Annotated in this window: 1 protein-coding gene and 1 pseudogene; both read left to right on the top strand. The window is 71.3% G+C overall.

Going from position 1 to position 2,191, the window contains the following annotated elements:
• A pseudogene (locus HW445_RS27900) lies at nt 1-787 on the top strand (hypothetical protein); the annotation flags it as partial.
• The coding region (locus HW445_RS27895; protein WP_180223637.1) for an FAD-dependent monooxygenase at nt 784-2,191 on the top strand (1,408 nt) is incomplete at its 3' end. The pseudogene HW445_RS27900 and the gene HW445_RS27895, both read left to right, overlap by 4 nt.

Raw genomic sequence — 2,191 nt, 5'->3', positions numbered from 1 at the left:
GACCGCCGCCGACCCGGTCGCCCAGGCCGCCCAGCTCTGGGAGTTCGTCGACGGCGGGCTGCTCGACGACCACGAGCGCCGGGTGCTGCGGCTGAGCATGCTGCCGGTCTACGTCTCCCACGACGAGCACATGTTCATCCGCGTGCTCCAGACCTTCGAGACGACCTTCGCGCTGCTCGCCCTCAGCCTGCGGACCGCGATCACCGACCTCGGCTCGGCCCGCACCGGGCCGGCCGTCGGCCACCTGGCCGTCGCGGAGACCGCGCTCGCCGAGTCGGCCCCGCTGTTCTCGCTGCTCGCCACGATGCAGATCGAGTCCTTCCGCACCTTCCGCGAGTACACCGAGGGCGCCAGCGCCATCCAGTCCCGCAACTACAAGCTCGTCGAGTCGCTGTGCCGCACTCCCGACCCGGACCGGCTGGACTCCTCGGCCTACCGCTCGACCCCCGAGGTGCGCGAGCGGATCCTGGCCGGCCAGCCCACCCTCGACGACGCCTGCGCCACCGCCCTCGCCGACGACCGCTTCGACGCGGCCGACCGCGAGCGTCTCACCGCCGCGATGCTCACCTTCGCGTCGGCGCTGCGCCGCTGGCGCCAGACGCACTACCGGATCGCCGTGCGGATGCTCGGCACCCGCTCCGGCACCGGCTACACGGAGGGCACGCCCTACCTGAGCCACGTCCGCACCATCCCCGTCTTCCGGTCCGTCAAGGACACCGCCCAGGCCGGAGACACCGAAGAGCAGACCACCACCGACCACACGAAGACGGAGAACGAAGCCGCATGACCACCAACCTCATCCCCGTGGGCATCGTCGGAGCCGGCCCGGTCGGCATGGCCCTCGCCGCCCGCCTCGCCTCCTTCGGCATCCCGTCCGTCCTCTTCGAGCGCGACCCCGAGCTGCGCAAGCAGGGCTCCAAGGCATGCCTCATCCAGGGCGACGTCCTGGAGGTGCTCGACAAGTTCGGCGCCGCCGAGACCATCGGCGCCGAGGGCGTCACCTGGACCACCGCCCGCACCTACGTCCAGGGACGTGAGATACGCGCCGCCGAGTACCCGCGCCGCATCGGCTACGGGCCCTTCGTCAACATCTCGCAGTTCCGCATCGAGCAGCTGCTGCTCGAGAAGATCCAGGAGAGCCCGCTCACCGAGGTCCACTGGGCCCACGAGATCACCGCGGTGTCCCAGGACGACGACGCGGTCACCGTCACCGCCGACACCCCCGACGGCCCCCGCAGCTACACCTGCCGGTACGTCGTCGCCTGCGACGGCGTCCGCAGCCCGATGCGCAAGATGACCGGCGTCGCCTGGACCGGCTACAGCCACAAGGACCGCTTCCTCATCACCGACCTCAAGGTGAAGCTCCCGCTGCCCAAGGAGCGCCACTTCCACTACGACCCGCCGTTCAACCCGGGCCGCCAGCTCGTCATGCACCCGCAGCCGAACGACATCTGGCGCATCGACTGGCAGCTCGCCCCCGAGACCGACATCGAGGCCGAGCGGGCCGACGGCCGCTTCGACCGGCGGGTCCGCGCCGTCATCGGCGACGTCGACTACGAGATCGACTGGGTGTCCACCTACCGCTTCCACCAGCGCGTGGTCGAGAAGTTCCGCCTCGGCCGGATCTTCTTCGCCGGCGACTCCGCCCACTCGCTGCCGCCCTACGGCTCCCGCGGCATGAACAGCGGCATCCAGGACGCCGACAACCTCGCCTGGAAGCTGGCCCTGGTCATGGACGGCAAGGCCGAGGACAGCCTCCTCGACACCTACCACGACGAGCGCTACGCCGCCGCCAAGGAGAACCTGGCCGTCACCGAGGCCACCATCAAGTTCATGGTGCCGCCCACCCTGGCCCGCCGGGTGGCCCGCAAGGTGCTGCTCACCCTCTCGCACCCCTTCCAGCGCGTCCGCGACCACGTCAACAGCGGCAAGATGGCCGAGCCGCACTCCTACACCGACTCCCCCGTCGTCGAGTCCACCGACCGCCACCCGCTGCTCGGTTCCTTCGCCCCCGACGCGCGCATCTCCGCCCCCGGCGCCCGCCGCGTCCGCGAGCTGTACGGACAGGGCTTCACCGGGCTGTACTTCGCCCCCGACCGGGCGGCCGCCCGCGAGTTCGCCGAGCGCGCACTCGCCGACACCCGCGGCCTGGACGCCCGCCTGGTCGTCGTCCTGCGCGAGGGCGAGCGTG

Source organism: Streptomyces sp. UH6 (assembly GCF_013421635.1).
Taxonomy (GTDB): domain Bacteria; phylum Actinomycetota; class Actinomycetes; order Streptomycetales; family Streptomycetaceae; genus Streptomyces; species Streptomyces abyssomicinicus.
Note: the sequence above shows the minus strand (reverse complement) of the source record. Positions and strands in the feature narration are given on the sequence as shown.